2 protein-coding genes are annotated in these 1,183 nt (G+C 64.2%); one reads left to right on the top strand and one right to left on the bottom strand.

The features are described from left to right. Positions 1-426 (bottom strand): hypothetical protein (locus tag VJ307_00010; GenBank protein ID HJX72508.1); only part of this gene is annotated, 426 nt, incomplete at its 3' end. Positions 427-577: 151 nt separating this feature from the next. On the opposite strand from VJ307_00010, the gene VJ307_00005 reads away from it, so the two are divergent. Then, the coding region (locus VJ307_00005; protein HJX72507.1) for a DUF523 and DUF1722 domain-containing protein at positions 578-1,183 on the top strand (606 nt) is incomplete at its 3' end.

Genomic DNA, 1,183 nt, shown 5'->3' with positions numbered 1-1,183 from the left:
CATCGTCGGGCGGATGTACAGCGACGTGCCGCGCGAGACGGGGATCCACCCCCGGTCCACGGAAAGGAGGGCGGTGACCGCCGCGAGGGCGTCCTGCACGGGGATCTGGGGCATGCAGAGGCGGCGCGCCGACAGGTTCATACGCTCGAAATTTTTCTCCGGGCGGAAGAGGCACACGGTGCCTCCTTGCCCCCGGTATCCTTTCATCCCCTCGAAGATCTCCTGCCCGTAATGGAGGACCATGGCCGCCGGGTCGAGGGAAAGGGGCCGGTAGGGGACGATCCGGGCATCGTGCCACCCCGTCCCTTCCCGGTACCGCATCAGGAACATGTGGTCGGAGAAGATCTTTCCGAAACCGAGAGAGGACTCGTCCCCGGGTTTTTCCCTCCTTTGCGCTGGGCTAGCAAGCGTTACGGCGATCTCCATACCGTCCCTTTCGTGTTCGGCAAGCGGGGGAATATAATGCCACGGGTAGATTTATATCCCAAACCGCAACGAGGGGGAAGGGCGGGTAGCATCGCCGCGCGAACGGCGGCGGCCCCGCTCCCGCCTTGTGCGGAGCCACGGGGGAAAGGATATGGGAGAGCCGATCCGGATCCTCATCAGCTCCTGCCTGCTGGGGGAGAAGGTCCGGTACGACAGGGGCCACAAGCGGGAGGGGTATCTGGTGGAGACGCTGGGCAGGTTTGTCGAGTGGGTCCCGGTCTGCCCAGAGGTCGACTGCGGCCTGCCCACGCCCCGGGAGGCGATGCGGCTCGTCGGGAACCCCGCCGCCCCCCGGTTGGTCACAAGCAAGAGCGGCGTCGACCACACGGAGCAGATGGTGGAGTTCGCCCGCAGGAAACTCAAGGAGCTGGAACCTTTCCATCTGTGCGGCTACATCTGCAAGAAGGATTCGCCAAGTTCGGGGATGGAGCGGGTCAAGGTGTACGGCGATTCCGGAATCCCGGCGAAGGTGGGCGCCGGGGTCTTCACCAAGGCGTTCATGGACCATTTCCCGCTCATCCCGGTGGAGGAGGAGGGGCGCCTGAACGCCCCTGTTTTAAGGGAGATGTTCATCGGGAGGGTATTTACCCTGCGCCGGTTCCGCGACCTCCTCGCCCAGGGGAAAACAAGAGGCGGGCTCGTTGCCTTCCACACCGACCACAAGCTCCTTCTGCTTTCCCACGACAGGAAAGGGTAC

The organism is Candidatus Deferrimicrobiaceae bacterium, from assembly GCA_035256765.1.
Classification (GTDB): Bacteria; Desulfobacterota; Deferrimicrobia; order Deferrimicrobiales; family Deferrimicrobiaceae; genus CSP1-8.
This window is presented reverse-complemented; position numbering and strand designations above follow the sequence as displayed.